Below are 24,488 nucleotides of genomic sequence, written 5' to 3' on the forward strand. Positions count from 1 at the left end.
GGGATGCCGCAAGGCCCCCGCACTGACCTATAAAATCGAAAGACCTGACGATGACGAAAATGATGATTGGGGCCGCGCAGATCGGTGGCATCCAGCGCGCCGAAACGCGCGAAGAGGTTGTGGCGCGGATGCTGGCGCTGATGGATGAAGCCCATGACAAGGGCGTCACGTTTCTGGCCTATCCCGAGATGACGCTGACCACATTTTTCCCGCGCTTTTACGTTGAGGATCGCGCCGAGTTCGACCATTGGTTCGAGACCGAAATGCCCAATGCCGCCACTGCGCCGCTGTTTGCGCGCGCGAAAAGCTACGGCATGGGCTTTACCTTTGGCTATTGCGAACTGACGCCCGAGGGACAGCACTTCAATACCTCGATTCTGGTGTCCCCGGCCGGGAAGATCGTGCAGAAATATCGCAAGACCCACCTGCCCGGACATGCGGAATTCGAACCCGAGCGCAGTCACCAACACCTTGAAAAGCGGTATTTTCTTGCGGGCGACAGCGGTTTCAACGTGGTGCGCAATCAGGGGGTGTTGATGGGGATGGCGATCTGCAATGACCGCCGCTGGCCCGAAACCTGGCGCGTTCTGGGGCTGCAAGGCGTGCAACTTGTCACCATCGGCTACAACACGCCCTCGCAAAACAATCTCAGCTCGGACGAGGGGCTGGAAAAGCGGCTCTACCACCATGAATTGTCCGTCTGCGCAGGGGCCTACCAGAATTCGACCTATGCGATTGCCGTTGCGAAATGCGGCACCGAGGATGGCAACCACATGATCGGCGGTTCGATCATTGTCGATGCGGACGGCTTCGTGATTGCCCGGGCGCAGGGCGAGGGCGATGAATTGATCGTGGCCCAAGCGGATTTCGCCACATGCGATTTCGGCAAATCCACCGTCTTCAATTTCGCCGCCCATCGCCGGGTCGAACATTACACCAAAATCACCACGCAGACCGGCGTCGAGGCACCAGAATGATGGAATTTGATACGGTCATCCATTCGGGCACCATCGTTACCGCCGATGGTCAATTTAGCGGCGACATCGGGATTTCGCAGGGGCGCATCGCCGCCGTCGCGGAAAAACTGAGTGGCGGCGAGACGCGCATTGACGCCGGTGGTCGCCTCGTTCTGCCCGGCGGGATCGAGGCCCACGCCCATATCGCACAGGAAAGTTCCGCAGGCGTGATGACGGCGGATGACTATCTTTCGGGCTCGATTTCGGCGGCTTTTGGCGGCAATTCCAGCTTTATTCCCTTTGCAGCGCAGCAGCGCGGCCAGTCCATCGACGATGTGATCGCGACCTATGACGCGCGCGGCGCGCGCTCCGTGCTGGATTACAGTTATCATCTGATCGTGTCCGACCCCACCGAGGAGGTGCTGCACGACCAGCTGCCACGGGCCTTTGCGCGCGGGATCACCAGTTTCAAGGTTTTCATGACCTATGATCTGATGAACCTTGGCGATGGCGGGATGCTCGATATTCTCGAGGTGGCGCGCCATCACGGGGCGATCACCATGGTCCATGCCGAAAACAACGACATGGTGAAATGGATGAACCGCCGGCTGGCCGACAAAGGGCTGAGCGCGCCGAAATATCACGCGATTTCCCGCCCCCAACTGGCCGAAGAAGAAGCGATCAACCGCGCGATCCAACTGGCCAAACTGGTCGATGCGCCTTTGTTTATCGTCCATGTGTCTACCGCTGGCGGCGCCGAGATCGTGCGGCGCGAAAAGTTCAACGGCGCAAAGCTTTTTGCTGAAACCTGCCCGCAATATCTGGCGCTGACGCGCGACGATCTGGACCGCGCGGGCATGGAGGGGGCGAAATATATCTGCTCGCCACCGCTGCGCGGCGCCGACACGCAGGATGCGCTTTGGAAACATGTCGCCATGGGCACCTTTGAAAGCGTGTCCAGCGATCATGCCCCCTACCGCGCCGATGACACAGGGAAATTCCTGAATGGTCGCGATGTGGCCTATCCCGCGATTGCCAATGGGATGCCCGGCATTGCCGCGCGGCTGCCCTATCTGTTTTCCGAAGGTGTCGTGAAGGGGCGCATCACCCCCGAGCAGTTTGTCGCCCTGTCGTCAACCAATGCCGCCAAGACCTTCGGCTGCTCGACCAAGGGACGCATCGCGCCGGGCATGGATGCCGATATCGCGATCTGGAACCCGCAGGTGACGCGCACCGTGGTGCAGGCCGACCAGCATGACAACATGGATTACACGCCGTTCGAGGGCATGGAGCTGACCGGCGTGCCGGAGGTGGTGATGAACCGCGGGGCCACGATCGTGTCGCATGGCACGCTGATGGCGCAGGAAGGGCAGGGGCGGTTTTTCGCACGCGCAGCGGTGGATCTGCGCGGCAAGGCCGGCTTTACCGCGCCCGAATTCGACCCGGCGCAAAACTTTGGCACGCAGCTGCGATGACGGGCACCATTGACCATCCGTTTTCGTTTCAACTGAGTTCGAGCCGCAATTTTCCGCCGCTTGAAACCCAGCTCGAAACTTTGGCCAAAATCGGCTTTACCAACGTCGAACCCCATTGCGACAGCTATGCGCACCCCGCGCAGATGCGCCGCTTGCTGGATCGCTTTGGCCTGTCCTGCGCGAGCGGGCATTTCAACGTCGCAACCTTGCTGGACAGGCCGCTGGCCTGCCTGCGGATCGCCGAGACGCTGGGGATCAAGACGCTGGTGGCCGGCGATATGTTGCCCCAGGACCGCCCCCTGCACGAGGACGACTGGCGCCAGCTTGCCGATCGTCTGGGCGCGCTGAACGCCCTGCTGGCGGGCAAGGGGTTTCGCCTTGCGTGGCACAATCACGACGTCGAGCTGGCGCCTTTGCCAAGCGGGCTGACGCCGCTGGATATCCTGCTTGAAAGTGGCGTGGACTGGGAGGCCGATGTCGGCTGGATCGCGCGCGCGGGGGGTGACCCGCTGGCAACGCTGCAAAAACACGCACCGCATCTCACCCTGATGCACCTCAAGGATGTCGCCCCCGCCACGGCGAGCCTGACCGAAGCGGGCTGGGCGGATCCGGGTGCGGGCGTTCTGGACCTGGTCGCGCTCTGGGCATGCGCCGCGCAGCGCGGGGTCACGGCCATGATCGCCGAGCACAACGCACCCGGCGACTACGTGCGGTTTGCCCAAACCGCCTTTGCCTTCATGGAGGCGCGCCGCGATGCAGATCTGGTCTGACACCCTGATTTTCCTTTGCTGGCGGCGGGTTCCTGCCGCACAGCCCCGACCTCTCGCGTCTCTTTTCTCCTCCAGGAGCGCGACACCGGCACATGACACATCATGGCCACCGCAGCACAATCGCTGCTTTTCCCTGGCTGCGGCCCAATGGCCCAGCATCGATCCCCAACAGGAGCTAAAATTTTGAAAAACGTCACGAAATCAATCATCTGCGCGCTTGCGCTTTTGGCCGCTCCGGCGGCAATGGCCCAAAGCCACGACTCCGCTGCGCCGCTAAAAGCGGCCTATGACGGCGGCTTTGCCCCCTTCGTGTTCACCGGCGACGATGGCAACACCACCGGCTTTACCTATGATCTGTCGATTGCTCTTGCCGCGCAGATGGGTCGCCCCGCCTTTGAGCCGGTCGATACGCCCTTTTCGTCGATCTTTGCAGGCTTGCAGGCCGATCGCTACGAGTTGATCGTCGCGCCGGTGAATGGCACCGAGGCGCGCGCCGAAACCATGCTGTTCTCCGAACCCTATCTGTCCACCGAAAGTTCGGTTCTGACCCGCAAGGGCGAGGGCGTGGGATCGCTGGAGGAATTGACGGGCAAGGTGATCGCCGTCAACAACGGGTCGGGCGCCGACAAGGAAGCAACCGAATGGGCCGAGGAATACGGCTTTAGCGTGGAACGCTACAATTCCCAACCCGACGCCCTGCGCGCTGTGATGTCGGGGCGCGCCTATGGCACGATGGCCGATGCATCCGCGAGCCGTTATGTCGCCGCGCAGACCCCCGCGGTCGAGGTGGCCTTTACCATCCCCGTGGGCCTCAATGTGTCCTTTTTCTTTCGCAAGGATGACGTGGCCTTTCGCGACGAGGTCGAGCTGGCGCTCGAATGTCTGAAATCCGATGGCACTTTTGCGCAGATCTTTGAAAAATGGTTCGGCGTTCTGCCCCCCGAAGGGTCGGCCTCCGCCACGATCTATCCCGGTTTCGGCGCGCCCGGCTTTGAGGGCTACGACGAGACCCCGCATGAGCTGACCTGCGGGTAAGCCAGCGGCGCACAGACTGAACGGGGATCGGGGGCTGCTCTCGATCCCCCCCCGATTTTTCGCGCTTTGCCCCCAGATTTCGAGGCCCCATGGACCACTTTCTCAACACCTTTTTCCGGTTCGATTTTCTTCCCGGTGCCTGGCCTGTTATCCTTGGCGGGATCTGGGTGACGCTGCGCATGGCGGCGCTGACCCTGATGATCGGCCTGCCGATGGGGCTTTTGCTGGCCATCCTCCGCTTGTACGGCATCCGCCCGCTGAACTGGCTGTTGATCCTGTGGATCGACTTTTTTCGCGCCGTGCCTGCCTTGGTCATCATCGTGCTGGTCTATTTCGCGCTGCCGATGACGGGGCTGACGCTGTCGTCCTTTTGGGCAACGGTGCTGTCGATGGCCTGCGTGTTATCGGCGGTGGCCGAAGAAGTGTTCTGGGGCGCGTTTCGCGCGGTGCCCAAGGGCCATTGGGAAGCTGGGCGGGCCACGGGGCTGAGCTATAACCAGACGCTGTTTTTGATCGCGGTGCCCCAGGTCCTGCGCCTGTCGATCCCGCCCCTTACCAACCGCTCGATAGGGGTGACCAAAGGCGTCACCCTTGGCGCGGTGGTCGCCGCTCCCGAATTGCTCGCGGTGACATCGAAACTGCAATCCGACCTCGCGAACCCGTCGGTCTTTACCCTGACGGCGGCGATTTACCTGATGATCTTCCTTCCCTTCGTGCAGGTCACGCGCTGGATGGAACGCCGCTTTGCACAAGGTGTGTACAAATGAATTTCACCGATCAGTTTTTCAATCTGGCCGTGTTGCAACGCACCTGGCCGATCATCGTCAACGGGATTGAAATGACCGTGCTTCTGGCGCTCGTGTCGGTGCCTTTGATGATGCTGGGCGGTTTGGCGATTGCGCTTTTGGGGCGCACGACCCATCCTGTTCTGGCCTGGGCGGTTCGCCTTTATGTCGATGTGATGCGGGCCTTTCCGCCGCTCGTGCTGTTGATGTTCCTGTTCTACGGCTTGCCTTTTGCGGGGTTTGACATTGCGCCCTTCGCGGCTGCCGCACTGGCGCTGACGCTCAACACCTCAAGCTACGCCAGCGAGATTTTTCGCGGCGGTTTTGCCTCCGTGGACAAGGGCCAGCTGGAGGCGGCGCGCGCCACCGGTCTGTCGGGGCCCCAGGCGATGATCCTTGTCGTCTTGCCCCAAGCGGTGCGCAACGTCTTTCCCGATCTGATGTCCAATGTCATCGAACTGGTCAAACTGACCTCGATTGCCTCGGTGGTGGCGCTGCATGAATTGTTGAAATCCGCGATGCAGGCCCAAAGCCTGACCTATAATGCCACGCCGCTGATCGTGGCGGCGGCGATCTATTTCTTTGCGCTCTGGCCGCTGGTGCGCATCACCTCGCAGATTCAGGAACGCCGCACCGGCTGGTAGGCCTAAAGCGGGAGGCTGAGTTCCTTTTGGTGCAGCACGTCCTTGAGCAGGGTTGTGAAGGTGCGCAGCTGGCTGGAATGGGGGATGCCGCGCCGCGTGACCACGCAGGCCGAGACCTCGATGGCAGGCGCAAAGGGCAGGCGCACCACATTGGGAAAGCTGTAGGACGATGCCGAATAGGGATCGACCATGGCCACGCCAATCCCCTGTTCCACAAGGGCGGCGGCCGTCGCACAAAAGCGCACCTCGATGCGCGGGTCATAGGCCACCGCGCGCGCGCGAAACGACGAGCGGATGACCTGTCCGAAAATACTGTCGTTCTCAAGGCCGATATAGGGCCGCGCCTTGAGGTCTTCGGGGGCCACCAGATGGGCGCTGGCCAGATCGCTGTCGCTGGGCACGAGGGCCACCATGCGGGTCTTGTGGATCGGGGTGATTTGCAGCGCGGTGTCGCGGTTGCCGTCAAACACCGCAAGGCCGATGTCGGCCTCGCCGGTTTGCACGGCTGTGTAGACTTCGGAAATGCGCCGCACATCGTAAGACGCTGACAGGGCAGGGAAATGTTCATAGAGCCGCGCAAGCGCCTCGGGGGCATGGGAGTATCCCAACGGCGGCGTGGACACAATGCGCAAGCGCCCCGTCACCCCTTGGGACAGATCGGCGGCACGGCGCGAAAACCCGCGCAGCGCCAGCATCACCGAACTGACATCCTCATTCAAAAGCACCGCCGTATCCGTGGGCGACAGGCGCCGCCCGCTGCGTTCGAAAAGCACCAGCCCCAAGGTTTCCTCGAGCTGGCGGATGCTGACGGAGACGGCGGGTTGGCTGACCCCGAGGGTTTCGGCCACCTCGGCGGTGGTCGAGCCGCTCATCATCTTGGCAAATATTTCAAGATGGCGCAGGGTCACACCGGGATAGCTGAGCAAGCGATGCGCATGCAGTTTTGCGTCTTTGGACATGCGGTTCCCAATCGAACAATGCAGGCGGGCGAACACAGGTGGGCGGGCGGCCAAAGCGTGGCAGGTTGATATTCTGCCCCATCTTGCCCCGTCGTGATGCGTCGCTGCGCTCCGCGCCCTGTATAAGACATCCCGAGGGGATCGGCCATCAGTGTTGCGCCCTGCGCCCTGCGCGTGGGCAGGTTTGTGGGGACGTGCCTGATTTCTGCGCGTCCCCGTCGCGGCGGGTTATTGCCCCATCCAGCTTTGATCGTACCAATCGGACACCGTGCCGGGCCATTCCAGCGGCACGCCGCCCGCGCCTGTCAGAACATTGGTGTCAAACAGGAACGTCGCCATTTTTTCAAAGCGCTCGGGGTCGATGCTGCCCACGGCTGTGTCGCCGTCGCGCAGGTATCCCCCCGCAGCAATCATATCCAGCGAGCCTTCGACAAGGGCGGGATTGGGAAAGTCGCCGGTGGCGATCAAAAGCCGGGCCGCCTCTTTGGGGTGATCCGCGGCCCAAACGTAGCCCGCCTGTGTGGCCTGCATAAAGGCCGCCACCAGATCGGGGGCTTGGGCCAGCGTTTCGCTGCGCGCGCCGATATAGCCGTTCTGCTGGTCGGGAATGCCATAGTCGCTATAGGCAAAACTGGACTGTTTGCGCCCCAAAAGCGTGCCATTCACCCCTTCCCAGGTGGCCACTTCCAGCGTGAAATCAACCGCTCCCGCGGCCAGCGCCTCATAGGCGCCCGTGCCAAGCGTCACGGTGTCATAGGTCGCATCGCCACCGTCGTTTTCGATCATCGTGCCAATCAGCGCCGCTTCCCAATTGCTGCCAAATCCGGCGTAGGTTTTGCCGGTCAGATCGGCAGGACGGGTGATGGCGGTGTTGTCGCTGTTGTAAACGAGGCGGCCGGTTTCATGCTGCATCGTGGCCCAAAGCGCGACGATATCCGCACCGCCCGCCTTGGCCCCCATAAACCCGAGTGAGGTGAGATAGGCGAAATCCGCAATGCCTGCGGCCAGAAGCGCGGTCGAGCTGGTGTCGGAATAGGGCAGCAGATCAACCGCAAGCCCCGCATCGGCGTAGAACCCCTTTTCTTTGGCCACCACCAGCCCGATGTGGTTGGTGTTGAGCGTCCAATCCAGCGCCATCGTGACCTCGCGCAGCGCAGCGGTCTGGGCCTGCGCCGCGGCGGGCAGGCAGAGGGGAATGGTCAGCAGGGCCGATAAAAACAAGGTGCGGATCATGGGAAAGGGTCCTTTGTCAAAAGCGTTTTCAATGTGTCGCGCAGCGTGGCAAGGGCCGCCTGGCTGCGGTGTTTTGGGGGGATTGGAACGGGGATGTCGCGCAAAATTGCGCCGCTTGCAGACATCACAAGGATGCGGTCGGCAAGTCCCGTTGCCTCGAACAAATCATGGGTGACCATCAGCAGCCCGCGTGGCCGTTCGGCCAATCGCGCCAAAAGCCAAGCCTGCATGTGCAACCGCGTCACCGCATCAAGCGCGCTAAATGGTTCATCCAAAAGCACAAACTGGCTGTCTTGCACGATGGTGCGCAAAAAGGCCGCCCTCTGGCGCATCCCGCCCGACAGCTGCGCGGGATAGTGATCTTCGCAGCCCGCAAGGCCGAAGACCCCAAAAAGCGGGGCGACACGGGCGCGGGCCGCCGAGCGGCTTAGCCCCGCGATTTCCAACCCCAAAGCAGCGTTCTGCGCAATGGTCAGCCAGGGAAACAGCGCATCCTGCTGGGGCTGATAGGCAAGAACGGGATGGGGGCAGGTGATGGGGGCTGCGTCCAGAAACAGCGTGCCCGTCGCCTGCAACGGGGGGGCAAGGATGCCCGACAGCCATTTCAGCACCGAGGTTTTCCCGCAGCCCGAGGGGCCGATCAGGGCCGTGACCTCATCCGCGCGCAGCGTCAGGGTCAGGTCGCGCACAATGGCGCGCGCGGGAGTGGTGATCGTAAGACCGCGCAGCTCAAGCATCACGGCGCTCCTGTGGGCCGCGCTGGCTGGCCCGATCCACAAGGTGGATCAGTCCCAAGAGGGCAAGGGTCAGCAGCGCCGACAGGGCCACCGCAGCCAGCACAAGATCGGCGCGAAAGTTGTTTTTGGCCATCAGGATATAGATGCCAAGCCCGCGTCGCGCGCCCGCGTATTCGGCAAAGATCGTCGCGACAAAGGCATAGGTCGCTGAAATGCGCAAACCTGCCAGACAGGCGGCGCGCGCTGCGGGCAGACAGGCGCGCCAGAACACCGTCCAGCGCGATGCCCCCATCGACACCAACAGGTCGACAAAGGCGGGCGGCGTTTGGCGATACCCCGACAACAGGCTGAGAAGAATGGGAAAAAACGTAACAAGAATGACCAGAAGCACTTTGGGCAAGAGGCCAAATCCGAACCACAAAATCATCAAGGGCGCGAGGGCAACCAAGGGCACCGTCTGGCTGACCACAAAGAGCGGCATGAGGGCGCGGCGGGCGAGCGGCGCGAAATACAGCGCCACCGAGGTCACCCAGGCAAATCCTATCGAGAGGGAAAAGCCCAGCCCCGCCACCATCAGGGTCGCAACGGCGTGGCGCGCAATCTCGCTGCGGTTCACAAAAAGCGCGGTTGCAACGCCGCTTGGGGGCGGCAAAATCAACGGCGACAGGGCAAGTGCGGCGCAGCTTACTTCCCAGACCGCCAAAACGAGGGCAGCAAGGACCAGCGCCGGCAAACAACGTGCAAGCATCAGGCAAAATCCTGTCGGGATATTCAGCGGCGGCTGGGGCTGTTGGCGGAGGCGGTCAGATCAAGGGTCACATGGCCCTGCGCGGGGCCAAAGCGCAAAAACGCCTGTCGCAGGGTTTCAAAAACCGCCCCCGCATCCCCGCGCAGCCGGGTGCAGAAGTTTTTGGATTTCAGAAATGTGCCCGAGCTTTTGAGAAACGCGATGCAGCCGTAAATTTCGTCCATGTGGCGGTCTTGGCCCAGCACATAGAGTGAAAACTGCACATCGATTTCAACGCCCGCAGAAGCCGCCTGCGCGACGGCCTCCTGTGCCTTGGCCTGACGAACCTCAAGCGGCAGGCTTTGCCCGACGGCCAGAATATCGCAGCGGCAATTGGGGTCGTCGGGTTCGCCCGGACAGCCGCGCGACACGGTGCAATGCATGGTCACATGCGCGGGTTCCTTGGCGGCGCGCGCAAAGAAATCGCGCAGCGCATCAAACAGGGGATCGGGCGATCCCACCATCAAGGTCGAGATGTCGTCCGTTTCGATTCTCAGATCTTTTTTATAAGGCTCAAGGGCTTGCAGCCCCGACAGGATGACTGGAACAAAATCCGATGTCATCGGATAGAGCGACACTTGTGCGCCAATAAACATAGGTTTCCCTCGCTCCGCCGGCATTGTCCGGATCAGCTGTGAAGGGTTCGCGCCGCTTGCGCATCTCAGCCCCGTCTCGGAGCACCCCTGGATGTGGCGCAAGCTGGGGCGAGACGCCTCGGGTGTCAAGCGCGAAAACGGGGCGCTCCACAACGGCCAGACCGCCGTCTCGCGCCGCTGCTGCGCCTCAGGTCAGGCAGTGCTGATCCAGCGCAGCGCGCGCCTGTGCGACCAGATCGGCGACGGGGCGGACCGCCTCCAGCGTCACGCCGGCTTCGTCGGGTTCAAGCGCTTGAAGGGTTTGGGCCTGACTGGCGGCGAGGGAGGCGGGCATGAAATGGCCGGGGCGTTGTGACATGCGCGCCACCGCCTCCTGCGGGCTCAGCGCAAGATGGACGAAAAACACCGCCCCCTCGCGCGACAACTGATCGCGATAGCTGCGTTTGAGCGCCGAACAACTGGCGACAACGCCCGTGCTGCGCGTCAGGCTTTCGCTCATGGCGCTGCGGATCAGGTCCAGCCAGGGCGCGCGCATCGCATCCGTCAGCGGCGTTCCCGCCGACATGGCCGCGACATTGGCGGGCGGGTGCAGGTCGTCGCCCTCAAGGTAGGGCAGGCCCAAAGCGGTCGCGAGCGCCTGTCCGATGGTGGATTTCCCGCAGCCGCTCACCCCCATCACGATGATGCGGCGCGCGGTTTTGGTCGGTGTGGTCATGTCAAAAGCTCCATTGGCCACAAGATGATCTGCGGAAAGGCGGCCACAAGCAACAGCACGAGCGAATTGATTGCGTAAAACGGCAGGGCCGCGACCACGAGGCGTTCGGTGGGAACTTTGGACACATAGGCGGTCGCGAACAGGCAGGTGCCCACGGGCGGCGAGGCAAGGCCGACCGCCAGGCAGGTGACCATGAAGATCAGGAAATGCATTGGGTCAATTCCGGCGCTGACGGCCGCGGGCATCAGGACGGGGATCAACATCAGGGCCGCTGCGACGATATCCATCAACATGCCGACGATCAGGAACACCAGTCCCATCAACAGCAGGGTGACAAAGGGCGATCCGGTGAACCCCGCCAGAAGGCCCGACGCTTTCTGGGGCAGCAGATCAACGGTGAACACAAATGTCGCCGCCGAGGCCACCATCAGGATCAGCAGGACCGTGCCTGCGAGCTGCCCTGCCAGAATGGCCAGTTCGACCAGATCACGCAGGCCGATTTCGCGGTGAACCAGCCCCGCAACAAGCAGGGTGTAGATCACCGCAAGCCCGGCGGCTTCGGTGGGCGTGACGATGCCCGAGAACATGCCGGTGAGGATGATCACCGGCGCCCCCACCGATGGCAAGGCCCGCAAAAACGCGCGGGCGGAGGCTTTGCGGTCAAAGCCGGTGATGGTTCCATAGCCGCGTTTGCGTGAAATAACAGAGTTGTAGAGTGCCAAAGCCCCTGCCAGCAACAGACCCGGTCCCAAACCGCCCGCCAGAGCGCCCCCCACCGATTGCCCGGATGCAGAGGCCGCGACGATGATCAGGATCGACGGGGGCACAAGCGTTGCAAGTGTCGCCGTGATCAAGGTCAAAGCGGCAGAATAGGGAAGCGGATAGCCCCGCGGGGTCATGGAGCGGATGGTGATCGGTCCAAGGCTTGCAATGTCGGCCACCGACGATCCCGAAATTCCTCCAAAGACAAATGAGGACGCAATATTGACATGGCCAAGCCCGCCACGAAACCGGCCTACAACGGCCTCGGCGGCGTCGAAAATGCGCTCCGACAGCCCGCCGCGTTCCATGATTTGTCCCGCGAGAATAAACAACGGCACAGCGATCAGCAAAAACGAATTGATCGAGGTCGCAAGCGATTGCGTCAGCATCGACAGCGGCAGGTCAAACACGACCATCGCCGTCACGGTCCCCAGTCCGAGCGCGACCGACAAAGGCACGCCAAGCGCTGCGAGAACGGCGAAAATTCCCAGTAACGTCAGGCTCATGTTGCGGCTCCTTGGGCGTTTGGGGCGGGCGCGGCGATCCCGTGGATCAGGGCGCCGATGACGGCCAGCGCGCCACCCAAAACGATGGGCAGGGACGCGATCCACATGCCGATTTGCAAAATGGCCGAGGTTTCGCCAAAGCGCACCTGTTGCCACAGCAAATCCCAGCCGTGGCGTGTCACAATGGCAAAAAGCACGGCCGCGGCCAGCGCGGGGATCAGATCCAGCACGCGGCGCAGACGGCGGCTTTGGGCAAGGTCGCTCACAATGGTGACGCGCGGATGTTGGCCGTTGCGAAAGCCCGCCGCCAGCCCCAGCCAGATCGTCCAGATGAAAAAGAAACGCGACAATTCTTCGGTCCAGGGCAGGGAGTTGCCAAGCAGCCGCGACCCGACTTGCAACCCGATCAGGCAGACCATGCCGAGCACGGCGATCAGCAGAATGACATCCACCAGTCGCCAGAGCGCTTTGTCAATTAAGGGCATATTTTTCTCCGCGCGTAGAAAGTTGAAAAGGCACAAGAGGGGTTGTGCCACCCTTTGGCGGCACAACCGTCAATTCATTTGTGCAGGGGCGCTGTCGCGTCAGTTTTGTGCCGTGAAGGCGATGCTCATTTGCATGAAATCCGCGCCGATCTGATCCTCGAACTGGGGATAGATGCCGCGCGCGATCTCTTGCACCTTGGCCAATTCGCCCTCGGCAAAACGGTTGACCTGCATACCCTGCGCTTCGAGTTGTGCAATGATTTCGGCCTCTTGTGCAATTTCCTGCGCATCGTGTTCAAGGATCATCTCATCGGCGGCGGCCTGCACGGCGGCGTGGAACTCTTGGGGGATTTTGTCCCAAGCCGCGTCCGAAAGCGCCAAAAGGAAGCTGTCGGCAAGGTGCTGGGTCATGTTCAAATGGCCCTGCACTTCGTAAAAGCGGTTGTTGAGCGGCACTTCGACGGGGTTTTCCTGACCGTCGATCGCTTTGAGTTGCAGCGCCGAATAGACCTCGGAAAAGGCCATCGGCGTGGGGTTCGCGCCAAGCGCATCAAACAAGGAGACAAACAGCGGATTGTTGGGGGTGCGCAATGTCAGCCCGTCAAAATCGGCGGCCGTCGTGATCGCGGTGTCCCGGCTGGTCACGTTGCGAAAAGTGCGCAGGAAAAACCCGAGGCCGTGGATGTCGAAGCGTTCGAGCGATGCCAACAGGTCCTCTCCCGGCTCTCCGGACAGATATCCCTGCAACTGGTCGTAATCGGCAAAGAGATAGGGCAGCGAAATCGCGTTCATTTTGGGTTCGAAACTGGCGTAAACCGAGCTGGCAAGGATCAGCCCGTCCAGCGCGCCCGATCCAAGTTGGTTGACGGCGGCATTTTGGTCTTTGCCAAACAGAATGCCATCGGGAAAGACCTGAAAGCTGACTTCGCCGTCGGTTTTTTCGCTCACGAGCGCGGCAAATCGGCTGGCGGCCTGACCGACAGAACTGTCGGCCGGATCGGGCACCGCAAGGCGCAGCTGGGTTGCGGCCTGCGCTGCGGGCGCGGCCAAAAGCGTGGCGGCTGTGGCAAATGCGACAGCGCTTTGCACAAGCGTGCGGCGGGTGATGAAATGGGTCATTCGGGTCTCCTCCCAGTTTGACGGTTTCAAAGTTTTCGGGGCAGCGCGACCTCTTTGGATGGCGGGGTCGCGTTGCGGCGTTCCAGTTCGAGAAGCAGCGCACTGTGGTCCAGATCCGCACCGCCATGGGCCACGAGGTCGCTAAAAAGCGCATCGGCCTGTGTCAATAGCGGCAGCTCCAGCCCAAGGGCTTGCGCAACATCCAGCGCTGCCTGCGTGTCCTTGACCTGATATTTTGCAGGGCCTCCGGGGGTGAAATCCCCCGCGATCATCCGCGCGCCGTGTTGTTCGAGGATGCGCGAGTTGGCAAAGCCGCCCATGAGGGCCGCGCGCACCCTGGCCGGATCGGCACCACCGGATTTGGCAAGGAACAGCGCCTCGGACACAGCGGCGATGGTCGATGCGACGAGCATCTGGTTGGCCAGTTTGCACAGCGCGCCGCTGCCGTGCGGGCCGATGTGGGTGACGGTGCCCAGGGCCGACAACACGGGGGTGACGGCGGCCACGTCGTCTTGGGTGCCGCCGGCCATGATCGACAGGCTGGCCTCCTGTGCGCCTTTGGTGCCGCCCGACACCGGCGCATCGATCCAGCGCAGGCCAAGGCTGCGCGCGCGCCGCGCCATGTCGCAGGCCTCCTCATGCCCGATGGAGGACATGACCACCAAAATCGCACCGGCGCGCATCGAAGCGGCGACGCCCTTGTCGCCAAACAGAACCGCCTCGCAGACGGGTCCGCTGGAGAGCATCACCACAACAATGTCCGCCAGGGCAACTGCCTGCGCGGGGGTTTCGCAAACCTGCGTCCCGCCGCCAATGGCATGGGCCTTGCGCGCATCGCGGTTCCACAGGCGCAGATGATGCCCCGCGCGCGCCAGATTGACCGCCATCGGCGCGCCCATCAGGCCCGTTCCCAGCACGGCAATGGTGCGCGGCGCGCTCATGGCACGCGCCGCTCGAACTGGCGGACGGGCAATTCGGTGCACAGCGCGAGCGCCTGACGAAACGCGGCCAGGTGGGGGGTCTGAAGATGCGCCTCGAAGGCCGCGCGGTCGGTGTAGACCTCGTAGAACATCACGCGGATCGGCGTGGCGCTGTCATCGACAATGACATCGAATTGCAGGCATCCGGCCTCTGTTGCCACCGACGCCTCGGCGTCCGCCCGCGCGGCGTCCAGAAACGCCGCCTGATTGTCGGGGGTGACGTGGAATTCCGGGAGAACTACGTAGCTCATGCGTCGGCCCTTTCGCGTAGGGGCGCTGCCGGGCCCATGGTGCGCACCTGTTCGCGGCGCAGATCGACCACATCGAGATCGTCCGTGAATTCGACATCCGACATTTTCACGATCTGGTCGCGCTTGATGTTGTTTTTAAGTTTGACGTGATGGGCCAGCCCCATCGGCAGCGCGTCCACGGCGGTGGAATGTCTGGCCGAAACGGATTTCGCCCAAGTGGCAAAGCCGCCCTCGCCATCCAGAAATTCGCCCGCCTTGAGATCGCTTTTCGCCGTGGCGACCGCATCGGCGTGGAACAGTTTCGAGGTGCCCGTCGGCTCGTGGCGCAACACGGCGGACATGACGGAGACGGAGGTTTCCAGGCCGATCAGGTGAAAGGGGCGCCACATCGACCCGTACCAGCCCGATTTATCCGTCAGCAGCCCGTATTGCTCGAAGCAGTTCTTGGTGTATTCATCGGGGGCCTTGAAGGTCACGAACATGCCGTAGCGGATGTTGTTCATCACCTCGCGCCCGTCGGGTTCCTGAGAGGCGGCAATGTCGATCATATTGCTGCGTTCCAGCCGCCCGCCGTCGGACTGCGGTTTGAACACCTGTGCAAGGTCGTGCAGACCGGTGGGCGGAAAGGCCAGACCGTTGTCGGAGCAATCGAGGCCGGTGGCATTGGCGACGGCGGCCATTTCGATGGCGGCTTTGGTGCCATCGGTGAAAGAGTTGTACATCTTGGGGTTAAAGTCGCCCTTGGCGACGAATTCCTCGGACCAACCGAAATAGCCCCAGACCGTATCGGGCGTGGAATAGCGGTATTCCGGCTGGAAATTCATACCCTTGCCGGCGGAAACCAGTTCGAAACCGCAGGAGCGGACCCAATCGACAAGCTCGCACATGAAGGCGGGCTGGTCGCCATAGGCCATGGAGTAGATCAGGCCTTTTTCGCGGGCCATTTTGCCCAGAAGCGGACCGCACATCACGTCGGCTTCGACGTTGACCATGACGATGTGTTTCATGCCCTCGATCGCCATCAACGCGTGGCGGGTGCCTGCAATCGGGTGGCCGGTGGCCTCGATCACGCATTCGATCCCGTCGAAATCGCACAGCGCCTTGGCGTCATCGGTGACAAAGGTGCGCCCCGTATCCATCGCGTTGCCAAAGGAGGTGGCGCTGTATTCATCGGGCTGCCAGCCGGTGCGTGCCAGCGAACCGCGGGCCTTGCCTGCGTCGAGATCGGCCACGGCGACGATGTGATAACCGGGGATTTTGCGCGCCTGTGCAAGGACCATCGAGCCGAATTTGCCAGCGCCGATCAGGCCGACGCGAATGGGGCGACCGTTGGCGGCGCGCTCTGCGAGCATGGAATGAAGGTTCATCGTCCTGTCTCCGTCTGTGTAGGGCAGACCCTGCGGGGCCTGCGGGCTATGTCTGGCGGGAAAGGGGCCACGCGTCCCTGTTGGCCCATAGGCCATCAGGCGCTGCGGCGCGTTCTCCTCCCCTCACGGATGGCGCAGGGCCATTCGCTGCTCATAGGGTTGCTGATCGCGCCGCGCAGAACAATTTAACTTTTCTGCTTTTTGATTTAGTTAAACTACACAATCAAGACAGGCTTGCCGCCTCGCTTTCGCTTTGCCACAGGGCGGCTTCGCCTTTGACCCAATCGATGAATTTGCGCACCCGGCTGCGGCGCATATGGGTGTGGGGGCAGACAAGCCATTGCGTGGAAATCAGCATCTCTGGCGCGCCACGTACCGGCACCACCAACCGGCGGTCGCGCAGTTCCTGCCCCATCATCAGATTGCTTTCCAAGGCCACGCCCATGCCCAGAACAGCCGCGTCCACGGCCATATGCGAGCGGTCGAACAAGAGGTGATGCTTGAGCGCGGTGTCGCGCAGGTCAAAATGGGTAAACCATTGTTCCCACTGGATTTGTGCCTTTACAGATCGGATCATGCGAAAGGTGAGCAAATCGGCCGGCTCCAGCGAGAACGGGTCGGCAAGTTTGGGCGAGCACACCGGCATAAAACGTTCGACGGCCAGCGGTTCGACATGCAATCCGGCCCAGCGACCGGTGCCGTGCCGGATGTCGAGATCCACGTGGTCGCGGTTGAAATCCGTGGGTTCATTCGTGCCGTCGAGCCGCAGGTCGATGTCGGGATTGGCCTCCAGAAACTGCGGCAATCGCGGCAGCAGCCATTTCGTCGAGACGGTGGGTGTGGTGCGAATGGTCAGCCGCGTTGCGGTTTTGCTGCCCTGCATCAATTGCGTCGCGGAAATGATGGTTTCAACCTGATCCGCGATCAGTTCGAAGAACCGCTCGCCCGCTTCGGTCAGGCGAATGCGCCGCCCCACACGCACCACCAAAGCGGTGCCGATCTGTTCCTCCAGCGCGCGGATTTGCTGGGTGACGGCGGAGGGCGTGACATTCAACTGCTCGGCAGCGGCCGACACAGAGTTCAGCGTCGCCACCTGATGGAAAACGGAAATCGCGCGAAACGGGGTCATGGGCACCTCTGGCTGACGGATGACATCTGCGCAGAGTATAAAATTTCTAAGGAGAATAAATTATATTTTAGTCAGGCTACAGCTTTTGCCGGTCCTGCGCCTGCCTTGCCGCCGCGCGACATGGAACAAACGTCTGGGGTAAACGGGCGTGACAAACAGGGCGGGGCCGCAGGCGGTGTTGCGGCCCCGCCCCTCAATCACAAGAAACGGCCTTGGGCGCCAAGCCAGCCATCCACGTGGTCAAACAGGGTTTTCACCGTGTCCCCAAATTCGCCCGGGGTCTCTTCGCAGGGTGCGCAGGGCGTGTAGACATGGGTCGCCCCCTCGACAAAGGCGATGGATTTATCTTCGCTGGCGGCATGTTCATAGATCATTTCCGCCGAGATATATTCCCAGCCCGCCGTCATCCCCATCGACAACATCGGCACGGTGATGCCTTCGGCATTGCCAATCGGTGTGGTGATGCTTGAGTGCCAATCCACCCCCGTGATGAAGTCCGCGCCATAGGCAAAATCTTCGGTGGTGCGGATCGCGAAAGCGCCCAGATAGCGTTTGACGGTCGATTTCATTGTGCCGTCGATATATTCGTCGGTGCGCATGTGAGAGCCGCGCGCCACGCGGTCGGTGGGCACGATCATCGTCTCCACGCTGCCGTCGGGATGGATCAACGGCCAGGGTTTCGCGGTCCGGCCAAGAAGGCTCATATCCTCGGAAAACAGCTTGTTGTTGAAGCCCACGAACATGCCGCCCGGGACGTAGAAGGGTTCGTCATCCGCAAACAACCCATGACCCGCTTCGATCAGCTCAAGGCGGTGTTGCAGGGTTTCGATAATGCGGGTGCTGCGCGCCCCGACGGCTTTTTGGAACCGCTCGACGAATTCGGGCGGATAGGTGGTGGTGCCATCGGCCTTGTAGCCATTGTCGGGGTTGTAGGGGTCGAGCGCGGGGTCGGAAATCATCCCCGTGGCCTCATCGGCCACGCCCGCATCCAGGCTGAACAGCGCCATCACGCTCATGCCGTAGTTGGGATCCAGCCACATCACACCATCGGCAGGATCAAGCCCTGCAACCTTGTCGCCCTCGCATTTGATCAGCAAAGCGTCGGTCTGGCAGGCCGCAACGCCGTTTTCAGCGATGTTCTGATAGGCCGAAAACAGCCCCGATCCGCCGCTGTGCCCCATCAGAACGACCTTTTCGATCCCCTCATGGCCGCGCAGGTAATCGACGCCTTTGCCGACCTCGCTGATCGCCTGATAGATATCAAGGTCGGAATTGCGCCCTGTTTTGCTGGTCGAATTATTCGCACAGAGCACGCTGTAGCCGCGTTGCGACAATTCGGTGCAGCCCACATGGCTCAAATAGTCGCCCCCCGAGTGCATCAACATGATGGCCACGCCGGATTTGGGGCCTTTTTCGGCGGGCTCGTAGAGCACCGCAGGTACGCCCGTCGCAAGATGCACAAAGGTCTGCGTCACAGCCTCTTGTGCAAAACCGGCAGCGGGCGCGAGCGCCGTCGTGGCCGCAAAACCCGCAACCAGCGCGCGCAGTTTGCGTGTGGATTTCAGTGAAGTCATCTTTTCCTCCCTAGAGGGCGCTTTCCTTGATCACGGTCCGCACAGCGCCCAAATGCCGACTTCCACAGGCTAGGCAAGATCGGCTTGGCCGCGCCAATCACTCTCTGGCAGAAGCCATAATTTCCCTTACGTAAGGTTAAGTGACAAAGTTAAGAGGGATATCTTTCAAGAGGTTAGGTGATTTTTTGGCGAAAAACGAAACGGGTGGTCTTGTTACAGTTTGTTGCAATCGGGGTCCATGGCCGCGCGCGCTGCCACGATGCCCCTCCCGCGCGCGCTAGGTCAAAAAGTCGTTGGGGATGAAACAGGGCATCGAGTCCTCCCACAGGCTGTCTGTCACCAGCCGCTTGTTGCTGCCGTCGGCCTCCATCACCATGATCTGCCCATAGGGCTGGAAGGTGTAGTCATAGATCGCCGCCTCGTCGCGAAAGCCGTATTGCGCGGTGGAATAGGCGATTTTGCCGTCCAGCGTCCAAACCGAATGGGCATCGGTGGCACGGGTCTGGGTGAGCACCTTGAAGTCAGACCCATCGGGGCGAATGACGCAGACATGGTAGTCGGCGCGCCCGAATTCGCGGGTAAAGGTGATCCACGCCCCATCGGGTGACCAGCAGGGCATGTTGTCGATCTGCGTCGTCAGGTCGCGGACCTCTTTGGTCTCCACATCGACGATGCGCAGGCCCATTTTCTTGCCCCAGACGCGGTAGACCACGGATTTGCCGTCGGCAGAATAGCTGGGAAAGCCCGCGTGTTGCGCGCCGTCCGTAAGATCTTCCCATGCCGATCCGTCACTTTTGACCCGCATGATTTTCGCCGTGGCATTGCCGCGCGCGTCGAACCACGGACCAAGGCCGAAGGCGATCCAGTCCCCTTCGGGCGACCAGGTCGGCTGAAACGCCCCCGCCAGACCTTTCTTGTTCTGGATCGGGTTCAACCCCTTGCCGGTGACATCGAAGACCAGCTTGCGGTTGGAACCGTCGGCGTTGCAGGTGACGATCGAGGAGTTGCCGTTCTGCTTTTCGGTGATCGCAAGTTTGCCCTGGCGCGAGACGGTGGGAAAGACATCCGTTGAGCGATATTCCCAATCCTTGTCCCACGAAAACAAGGGCTTGCCCTGCGCGCGCCATGCAAAGTTGACCTTTTCGTAGATCACTTTGGTGCCATCGGGGGACCAGCAGGGCGAGCGCAGCGCGCGAAAGACCGGCGGGGCACCGGAGGTGTAATAGAGGCCGGTTTTGGGGCCTTCGTAATTCATCCACGCAAGGTCGGTTTCGCGGATGTTCGTATCCATCCCGACGCCCTTGAGATAATAGGCAACATCCGTGCCGTTTGGCATGAATTGCGGGCAGATTTTGACACCCGGACCTGTTGTGTGCTCGATCCGGTCTCCGCCGGTTTCGAAATCGACCGATACGATTTGCGAGACTCCGTTGGCGATTTTTTCGGGGCGGCGCGAGAACCAGTTGTGCTCGCGCTCCATTTCGTAAAACACCACCCGTTTGCCATCGGGGGAAAATTTGGGCGTGCCTTGGGCGTGGTCGTCTTTGAATGAAATCTGGCGAAACCCGCTGCCATCGGCGCGGATCGCGTAAATGCCCAGCACCTGCGTGTGCTCCCAGCCGTGGCCCTGAAAATGCCCGTGCCATGCGGTGTTGCGATCCGAGGAAAACACCAGCCACTGCCCGTCGGGCGACCAGGAGGGGCGCAGGTAGCTGTCGGGGCTATCGGCCTGTCCGGCGATGTCGGGTCTGCCTGTCAGGTTGCGCCGCGCGCCGCTGGCAAGGTCGATGACCCAGATATTGGCTTTGAACCCGTCCGCAGTGGACACAAAGGCCGCCTGCGTCCCGTCGGGCGAAAGCACCAGAATATCCTCCACCGCGGGGGTGGCGACAACGGGGTGCACATCGCTGCCATCGGGGCGGCAGCGAAACACATCCGCATTGCCGTCGCCATTGCGCTCGGAGGTGAAGGTGATCCAGGCACCATCGGGCGAAAAGCTGGCGTGATAGTCGAAATCCGACGCCTCAAACAGCGCGCGCTCGTCGCTGCCATCCGCGTTCGAGATATACAGGATCGAGCTGGACGGGCCGATGCGGTTCATCAGCATCACGCCCTTCTTGCCGGCACCTGCTTTTTCAATCTGTATCTTTGCATTCTGGGTCATCATGGTCCTCCACCGCCGGTCTCTGCGCGTTCCTCCTCGAGCCTCTCTCCCTGAGTCTCTTTGGACGTATCGCGCGCCGCCAGCGCCCCCAGAACCGGATGTTCTGGGCCAAGCCTGTCTGACCGGCACATTGCCGCGCGTTTGGCCTAACATGCCCGCGCCCCCGCCTCCCAATAGAGAAAAGAGCCAGCCCCAAAAGAAATGCGTGCGCGCGCGCAAGGCTGGCGCCGTCGTCAGACGCGTAAACTATGGCAATATTTGATGGCGATCGGGCAATTTATGATTTTCGCTCCTTGGCGTGATGGTCAACAAACAACTATCGCGGCAGTGGGTTTTCCTGCGCAGGGAAGCACAGGTTCGATCTGTGTAAGGGAGCGCAGGCAAGACCCGCTGGTTCGAGAGGACGACAGCCCAGAACTGCAGGCTTGCAAAGGGGATCACTTTGCGACTTTGCGTGCCAGTTCGATCCTCGCCATTTGCGAATGACATCTTAGGGAGGAACCTATGAACCACTTTCGGACATTGACCGCAGCGACTGTCGTCGCGATGGGAAGTTTCAGCGCAGCGCCGGTCTTTGCGCAGACCGATCTGATTTTCAACTCGTATCTGCCGCCGTTCAACGCGTCGCGCAAAGCCGCCCTCACCGACTTTGCGGCCGAAATCGAGGCGCAAAGCGGTGGCGAGGTGACGATCACCATCCCCGACAGCACGCTCGCCCCGAGCGACCAGCAGTATGAGATGTTGCTGGATGGTGTGGCGGATATGGCCTTTCTGGCAACCGACGACCTGTCGCAGCTTGTGGCGCTCAACGGCATTGCCGATTTGCCCGGCAATGCGCCCAGTGCCCGGGCGGCCTCGGTTGCGTTGTGGGAAACCTATCGCGAGATGTTCAAATCTGCGGGCGAATACAAGGGCGTTGTCCTGTTGTCGACCCATGTGCTGCCGGGGCGCCAGATCATGGGGCTGGACGATCCCATCGACAGCGCGGAGTCGGCGCGGGGCGCGAAATTCTGGGTGCCCAACGGCCCGCTGACGGATGTGATTTCATCGCTCGACGCGGTGCCGGTGCATACCAACTTTCCCGAAGTGTTCGAAACCGTCTCCAAAGGCCTTGTCGATGCGCTGGTGATGACGCCCGGATCGGCGGAGGCGGCCAAGGTGCTTGAGCGCACAAAATATTACACCACCGTGCCCGGCGGTTTGGGGTCGGTGTCCTTTGCGGTCGCCATCAGCGAAGAGCGCTGGAACGCGCTTGGCGCGGAGGAACAGGCGGCGGTGTTGCGCGCAGCGGACGGCCTGCCCGGACGGACGGGATCGGCGCTTGATGCGGCGGATGCCCAGGCCGACATGAGCGGGCTGACGGTGCTTCAGTCGCCGGCGAACCTGCTGGAAGCGCTGACACCGGAAATGGAGGCGCAGATTGCGGGGTGGAAAGAACGGGCCACCGCCAAAGGCATCGACGCGGATGCGGCGCTGGCCTTCTACCGCTCGGTTCTGGCGCGCGAAACCGGCGCAAACTGATCCGGCGCATGACAGACGCCCGGGGCAGACGTGCCGCGGGCGTTTCCTTTGAAAGGTCGATCCCATGATCAAACTCAGCAAATATCTCGACATTTTTTGCGCAACCGTATCGGGCCTGTGCATGATCGCCATGATCGGGTTCAATTTCGCCGACAGCATCGGGCGCCAGCTTTCGCGTCCCCTGCTTGGCGCACAAGAGGCGGTCTCGTTTCTGTTGGCGATTTTCTTTTTCGCGTCCCTGTCCCTGGTGACGCGCGAAAACGCCAATATCCGCGTCGGGCTGTTGGTGGAGTTGTACCCCGCGGGCCTGCGCAAAGCCGAACGCGTGTTTGGCGCGCTCATCGAGGCCCTGTGCACTGCTTTGCTGGTCTGGATGGTGTTTGATCGCGCCGCGCGGTTGGAAAATATCGGGACGCTCGGAACGCATTACATCGTGCCGCTCTATCCCTTTGTCTATGCCGGCGCGCTCTTGCTGCTCTGTGCGCTGGTCTTCCTCGGCGAGCGCGCCCTCACCCATCACCGTCGCCCAAGCCGCCCCGAGTCCCCTCGTGGTGCGCATTCCGTTCCTCAGAAAAAGAAGTAAAATGGCCTTTCTCATCGTCTTTGGCACGCTTGTTGCCTTGATCACACTGACGCGGATTCCCTTGGGATTCGTGATGGTTCTTTGCGGTATCGGCGGGATTGCCCTGTTGCATCCGCGCGGCTTTGATGCGGCCTTTTCCATCGCGGAGCGCGAAATCGTCAACCTTGCGATGAACGAACAATTCGCCACCATGCCGTTGTTTGTGATGATGGGGGTTTTCGTCGTCAAAGCCGGTCTGGCGGATGATCTGTTTGGCATGGCGCAACGCTGGATCGGACACAAACGCGGCGGCTTGGGCATGGCCACCATTCTCGCCTGCGGCGGCTTTGCGGCTTTGTCGGGGTCCTCGACGGCCTCTGCGGCGACCATGGCCAAAATTTGTGTGCCCCCGATGCGCGATGCGGATTACGACGAGGGCTTTAGCGCCGCTGCCGTCGCCGCCGGTGGTACGATGGGTATTTTGATCCCGCCCTCCGGCGCGCTGATCGTCTATGCGCTGTTGACCGAGGAAAGCATTGGCGAGCTGTTCATTGCCGGTCTCGTGCCGGGTTTGCTGCAATTGTTTCTCTATGTGATTGCCGGTGGCATCGTCGCGCGGCTGTTCCCGCTCTGGGCACCGGCGGGTCCGGTCTTTGGCTGGCGCGACCGCTTTGCGGCTTTGGGCAAAGTCTGGGGGGTTTTGGCGCTTTTTGCCATGGTGATGCTGGGTCTGGTGTTTGGCATTTTCACCGCGACGGAGGCGGCAGGCTTTGGCGCGGGGGGCGCGTTCTTGTTCTCCGTGGCGCGCGGGCGCATGTCCTTTGGCGTTCTGGCAGAAAGCCTGCGCGAAGCGGCACGGATTTCGGGGATGATTTTCCTTGTGGCCTCCGGGGCCTTGGTCTTGAACCAGTTCGTCAATATTTCCGGCCTCGCGGGCGACCTTGTGGGCGGCATCAGCAACCTCGGGCTGTCCCCCTTCCATGTCATTTTATGCCTCATCGCGTTTTACATGGTGCTGGGGTGCTTTCTGGACGGGTTCGCGATCATTTTTCTGACGGTGCCCGTGGTTGTGCCGGTGGTTGCGGCCTTGGGCTATGACCTTGTCTGGTGGGGAATTGTCACGGTCATCATCGTCGAAATCAGCCTGATCACCCCGCCGGTCGGGATGAATGTCTACATCCTCAAGGCGATGTTGCCCAAAGTGTCGATCATGCGGATTTTTCGCGGTGTGATGCCCTTCTTTGTGATGGACATGTTGCGGTTGGTGGCCATTCTGGCCTTTCCGATGATCGCGCTCTGGCTGGTGGAGTTCAGCCGCTAGGGCGGCAGGCTAGCCCCCATTCCCGCAGGCGCGAAAACAGCCGCTTCCAAGCGCC

General features: G+C 61.6%; 24 protein-coding genes and 1 riboswitch. Of the genes, 9 read left to right on the forward strand and 15 right to left on the reverse strand.

The window, feature by feature from the left end; all coding sequences use genetic code 11:
• Positions 1–50: 50 nt before the first annotated feature.
• The 6 genes from AQS8620_RS03895 to AQS8620_RS03920 all read left to right on the forward strand — a co-directional run bounded on the left by AQS8620_RS03895 (position 51) and on the right by AQS8620_RS03920 (position 5,665).
• On the forward strand, positions 51–977 hold the full coding sequence (locus AQS8620_RS03895) for an N-carbamoyl-D-amino-acid hydrolase (RefSeq protein WP_085835536.1): 927 nt from the start codon (positions 51–53) through the stop codon (positions 975–977).
• The gene (gene hydA / locus AQS8620_RS03900) at positions 977–2,431 is read left to right on the forward strand and encodes a dihydropyrimidinase (RefSeq protein WP_085835537.1); all 1,455 of its coding nucleotides are present in this window, start codon (positions 977–979) and stop codon (positions 2,429–2,431) included. Before AQS8620_RS03895 ends, hydA begins: the two co-directional genes overlap by 1 nt.
• Positions 2,428–3,201, forward strand: a complete 774-nt coding sequence (locus AQS8620_RS03905) for a sugar phosphate isomerase/epimerase family protein (RefSeq protein WP_085835538.1) — start codon at positions 2,428–2,430, stop codon at positions 3,199–3,201. Before hydA ends, AQS8620_RS03905 begins: the two co-directional genes overlap by 4 nt.
• A 183-nt stretch (positions 3,202–3,384) precedes the next feature.
• A complete protein-coding gene (locus AQS8620_RS03910; RefSeq protein ID WP_200809588.1) occupies positions 3,385–4,236 on the forward strand; it encodes a substrate-binding periplasmic protein in 852 nt (283 codons plus the stop codon).
• 89 nt (positions 4,237–4,325) lie between these two features.
• On the forward strand, positions 4,326–5,003 hold the full coding sequence (locus tag AQS8620_RS03915; RefSeq protein ID WP_085835540.1) for an amino acid ABC transporter permease: 678 nt from the start codon (positions 4,326–4,328) through the stop codon (positions 5,001–5,003).
• Positions 5,000–5,665 (forward strand): amino acid ABC transporter permease, encoded by a 666-nt coding sequence (locus AQS8620_RS03920; RefSeq protein ID WP_085835541.1) that lies wholly within the window; start codon positions 5,000–5,002, stop codon positions 5,663–5,665. The genes AQS8620_RS03915 and AQS8620_RS03920 overlap by 4 nt, the downstream gene beginning before the upstream one ends.
• 2 nt (positions 5,666–5,667) lie before the next feature.
• Here the strand turns inward: AQS8620_RS03920 and AQS8620_RS03925 are convergent, their stop codons facing one another.
• The 15 genes from AQS8620_RS03925 to AQS8620_RS03995 all read right to left on the reverse strand — a co-directional run bounded on the left by AQS8620_RS03925 (position 5,668) and on the right by AQS8620_RS03995 (position 21,029).
• Positions 5,668–6,624: a LysR family transcriptional regulator gene (locus tag AQS8620_RS03925; RefSeq protein ID WP_085835639.1), complete on the reverse strand. Its 957-nt coding sequence runs from the start codon at positions 6,622–6,624 to the stop codon at positions 5,668–5,670.
• Positions 6,625–6,852: 228 nt separating this feature from the next.
• On the reverse strand, positions 6,853–7,857 hold the full coding sequence (locus AQS8620_RS03930; RefSeq protein ID WP_085835542.1) for an ABC transporter substrate-binding protein: 1,005 nt from the start codon (positions 7,855–7,857) through the stop codon (positions 6,853–6,855).
• Complete coding sequence (locus AQS8620_RS03935; protein ID WP_085835543.1) at positions 7,854–8,594, reverse strand: ABC transporter ATP-binding protein; 741 nt, start codon at positions 8,592–8,594, stop codon at positions 7,854–7,856. The genes AQS8620_RS03930 and AQS8620_RS03935 overlap by 4 nt, the downstream gene beginning before the upstream one ends.
• Entirely contained in the window at positions 8,587–9,342 is a 756-nt protein-coding gene (locus tag AQS8620_RS03940) for an ABC transporter permease (RefSeq protein WP_085835544.1), read from the reverse strand. Before AQS8620_RS03940 ends, AQS8620_RS03935 begins: the two co-directional genes overlap by 8 nt.
• Positions 9,343–9,365: 23 nt before the next feature.
• Complete coding sequence (locus tag AQS8620_RS03945; protein ID WP_085835545.1) at positions 9,366–9,977, reverse strand: YkoF family thiamine/hydroxymethylpyrimidine-binding protein; 612 nt, start codon at positions 9,975–9,977, stop codon at positions 9,366–9,368.
• Positions 9,969–10,076, reverse strand: a riboswitch (TPP riboswitch). (Overlaps the previous gene by 9 nt.)
• 88 nt (positions 10,077–10,164) lie before the next feature.
• On the reverse strand, positions 10,165–10,692 hold the full coding sequence (locus AQS8620_RS03950; RefSeq protein ID WP_200809589.1) for a gluconokinase: 528 nt from the start codon (positions 10,690–10,692) through the stop codon (positions 10,165–10,167).
• Complete coding sequence (locus AQS8620_RS03955) at positions 10,689–11,960, reverse strand: TRAP transporter large permease (protein ID WP_085835546.1); 1,272 nt, start codon at positions 11,958–11,960, stop codon at positions 10,689–10,691. Before AQS8620_RS03955 ends, AQS8620_RS03950 begins: the two co-directional genes overlap by 4 nt.
• A complete protein-coding gene (locus AQS8620_RS03960; RefSeq protein WP_085835547.1) occupies positions 11,957–12,445 on the reverse strand; it encodes a TRAP transporter small permease in 489 nt (162 codons plus the stop codon). Before AQS8620_RS03960 ends, AQS8620_RS03955 begins: the two co-directional genes overlap by 4 nt.
• Before the next feature lie 99 nt (positions 12,446–12,544).
• The gene (locus AQS8620_RS03965; RefSeq protein ID WP_085835548.1) at positions 12,545–13,564 is read right to left on the reverse strand and encodes a DctP family TRAP transporter solute-binding subunit; all 1,020 of its coding nucleotides are present in this window, start codon (positions 13,562–13,564) and stop codon (positions 12,545–12,547) included.
• 26 nt (positions 13,565–13,590) lie between these two features.
• A complete protein-coding gene (locus tag AQS8620_RS03970; RefSeq protein WP_085835549.1) occupies positions 13,591–14,505 on the reverse strand; it encodes an NAD(P)-dependent oxidoreductase in 915 nt (304 codons plus the stop codon).
• Positions 14,502–14,795, reverse strand: a complete 294-nt coding sequence (locus tag AQS8620_RS03975) for a putative quinol monooxygenase (protein ID WP_085835550.1) — start codon at positions 14,793–14,795, stop codon at positions 14,502–14,504. Before AQS8620_RS03975 ends, AQS8620_RS03970 begins: the two co-directional genes overlap by 4 nt.
• Complete coding sequence (locus AQS8620_RS03980) at positions 14,792–16,162, reverse strand: NAD(P)H-dependent oxidoreductase (RefSeq protein ID WP_085835551.1); 1,371 nt, start codon at positions 16,160–16,162, stop codon at positions 14,792–14,794. The genes AQS8620_RS03975 and AQS8620_RS03980 overlap by 4 nt, the downstream gene beginning before the upstream one ends.
• 223 nt (positions 16,163–16,385) lie before the next feature.
• A complete protein-coding gene (locus AQS8620_RS03985; protein WP_085835641.1) occupies positions 16,386–17,291 on the reverse strand; it encodes a LysR substrate-binding domain-containing protein in 906 nt (301 codons plus the stop codon).
• A gap of 197 nt (positions 17,292–17,488) precedes the next feature.
• Entirely contained in the window at positions 17,489–18,865 is a 1,377-nt protein-coding gene (locus tag AQS8620_RS03990; protein WP_085835552.1) for an alpha/beta hydrolase family protein, read from the reverse strand.
• A 277-nt stretch (positions 18,866–19,142) separates the two neighbouring features.
• On the reverse strand, positions 19,143–21,029 hold the full coding sequence (locus tag AQS8620_RS03995) for a PD40 domain-containing protein (RefSeq protein ID WP_159453193.1): 1,887 nt from the start codon (positions 21,027–21,029) through the stop codon (positions 19,143–19,145).
• Between the two features lie 504 nt (positions 21,030–21,533).
• Here AQS8620_RS03995 and dctP point away from each other — a divergent pair.
• From dctP to AQS8620_RS04010, 3 genes are all read left to right on the forward strand, one after another.
• Complete coding sequence (dctP, locus tag AQS8620_RS04000) at positions 21,534–22,550, forward strand: TRAP transporter substrate-binding protein DctP (protein WP_085835554.1); 1,017 nt, start codon at positions 21,534–21,536, stop codon at positions 22,548–22,550.
• Between the two features lie 64 nt (positions 22,551–22,614).
• Complete coding sequence (locus tag AQS8620_RS04005; protein WP_085835555.1) at positions 22,615–23,133, forward strand: TRAP transporter small permease; 519 nt, start codon at positions 22,615–22,617, stop codon at positions 23,131–23,133.
• A gap of 1 nt (position 23,134) precedes the next feature.
• Complete coding sequence (locus AQS8620_RS04010) at positions 23,135–24,433, forward strand: TRAP transporter large permease (protein ID WP_159453194.1); 1,299 nt, start codon at positions 23,135–23,137, stop codon at positions 24,431–24,433.
• Positions 24,434–24,488 lie beyond the last annotated feature (55 nt).

The sequence above is a fragment of the Aquimixticola soesokkakensis genome (assembly GCF_900172375.1).
Classification (GTDB): domain Bacteria; phylum Pseudomonadota; class Alphaproteobacteria; order Rhodobacterales; family Rhodobacteraceae; genus Aquimixticola; species Aquimixticola soesokkakensis.

Bases quoted from the DNA above. Each gene is read 5' to 3' on its own strand.
- AQS8620_RS03960 (WP_085835547.1), bottom strand. From the start codon at position 12,445: ATGCCCTTAATTGACAAAGCGCTCTGGCGACTGGTGGATGTCATTCTG.
- AQS8620_RS04005 (WP_085835555.1), top strand. From the start codon at position 22,615: ATGATCAAACTCAGCAAATATCTCGACATTTTTTGCGCAACCGTATCG.
- AQS8620_RS03895 (WP_085835536.1), top strand. From the start codon at position 51: ATGACGAAAATGATGATTGGGGCCGCGCAGATCGGTGGCATCCAGCGC.
- AQS8620_RS03945 (WP_085835545.1), bottom strand. From the start codon at position 9,977: ATGTTTATTGGCGCACAAGTGTCGCTCTATCCGATGACATCGGATTTT.
- AQS8620_RS03950 (WP_200809589.1), bottom strand. From the start codon at position 10,692: ATGACCACACCGACCAAAACCGCGCGCCGCATCATCGTGATGGGGGTG.
- dctP (WP_085835554.1), top strand. From the start codon at position 21,534: ATGAACCACTTTCGGACATTGACCGCAGCGACTGTCGTCGCGATGGGA.
- AQS8620_RS03980 (WP_085835551.1), bottom strand. From the start codon at position 16,162: ATGAACCTTCATTCCATGCTCGCAGAGCGCGCCGCCAACGGTCGCCCC.
- AQS8620_RS03955 (WP_085835546.1), bottom strand. From the start codon at position 11,960: ATGAGCCTGACGTTACTGGGAATTTTCGCCGTTCTCGCAGCGCTTGGC.
- hydA (WP_085835537.1), top strand. From the start codon at position 977: ATGGAATTTGATACGGTCATCCATTCGGGCACCATCGTTACCGCCGAT.
- AQS8620_RS03975 (WP_085835550.1), bottom strand. From the start codon at position 14,795: ATGAGCTACGTAGTTCTCCCGGAATTCCACGTCACCCCCGACAATCAG.
- AQS8620_RS03990 (WP_085835552.1), bottom strand. From the start codon at position 18,865: ATGACTTCACTGAAATCCACACGCAAACTGCGCGCGCTGGTTGCGGGT.
- AQS8620_RS03935 (WP_085835543.1), bottom strand. From the start codon at position 8,594: ATGCTTGAGCTGCGCGGTCTTACGATCACCACTCCCGCGCGCGCCATT.
- AQS8620_RS03920 (WP_085835541.1), top strand. From the start codon at position 5,000: ATGAATTTCACCGATCAGTTTTTCAATCTGGCCGTGTTGCAACGCACC.
- AQS8620_RS04010 (WP_159453194.1), top strand. From the start codon at position 23,135: ATGGCCTTTCTCATCGTCTTTGGCACGCTTGTTGCCTTGATCACACTG.
- AQS8620_RS03985 (WP_085835641.1), bottom strand. From the start codon at position 17,291: ATGACCCCGTTTCGCGCGATTTCCGTTTTCCATCAGGTGGCGACGCTG.
- AQS8620_RS03995 (WP_159453193.1), bottom strand. From the start codon at position 21,029: ATGACCCAGAATGCAAAGATACAGATTGAAAAAGCAGGTGCCGGCAAG.
- AQS8620_RS03965 (WP_085835548.1), bottom strand. From the start codon at position 13,564: ATGACCCATTTCATCACCCGCCGCACGCTTGTGCAAAGCGCTGTCGCA.
- AQS8620_RS03930 (WP_085835542.1), bottom strand. From the start codon at position 7,857: ATGATCCGCACCTTGTTTTTATCGGCCCTGCTGACCATTCCCCTCTGC.
- AQS8620_RS03915 (WP_085835540.1), top strand. From the start codon at position 4,326: ATGGACCACTTTCTCAACACCTTTTTCCGGTTCGATTTTCTTCCCGGT.
- AQS8620_RS03925 (WP_085835639.1), bottom strand. From the start codon at position 6,624: ATGTCCAAAGACGCAAAACTGCATGCGCATCGCTTGCTCAGCTATCCC.
- AQS8620_RS03905 (WP_085835538.1), top strand. From the start codon at position 2,428: ATGACGGGCACCATTGACCATCCGTTTTCGTTTCAACTGAGTTCGAGC.
- AQS8620_RS03970 (WP_085835549.1), bottom strand. From the start codon at position 14,505: ATGAGCGCGCCGCGCACCATTGCCGTGCTGGGAACGGGCCTGATGGGC.
- AQS8620_RS03940 (WP_085835544.1), bottom strand. From the start codon at position 9,342: ATGCTTGCACGTTGTTTGCCGGCGCTGGTCCTTGCTGCCCTCGTTTTG.